1 protein-coding gene is annotated in these 255 nt (G+C 62.0%); it reads left to right on the top strand.

What is annotated here, in order from left to right; all coding sequences use genetic code 11:
- A partial coding sequence (locus SB772_RS43295; protein ID WP_410838936.1) for a winged helix-turn-helix transcriptional regulator occupies positions 1-255 on the top strand: 255 nt, incomplete at both ends.

The following is a 255-nucleotide window of genomic DNA, read 5'->3' as shown; positions in this document are numbered from 1 at the left end:
GGTGCGGTTCTCCGAACTCCGCAAGATGGTCAACGTAGTGACACCGAAGGTCTTGACTCAAACGTTGCGGACGTTGGAGCGGGACGGGCTGATCACGCGTACCGTCCATGCCCAAGTGCCGCCGCGGGTGGATTACGAGCTGACGGCCGTAGGTAAGTCCCTTCTGGAGCCCTTGTCCATGCTGCGCGAATGGGCGGAAAGCCACGTCCCTGCCATTTTGGAGGCCCGCGACGCTTATGACGACGCGCAGGACCA

Origin of the sequence: Paraburkholderia sp. SIMBA_030, from assembly GCF_046535245.1 — a bacterium.
In the GTDB taxonomy this organism is placed as follows: domain Bacteria; phylum Pseudomonadota; class Gammaproteobacteria; order Burkholderiales; family Burkholderiaceae; genus Paraburkholderia.
This window is presented reverse-complemented; position numbering and strand designations above follow the sequence as displayed.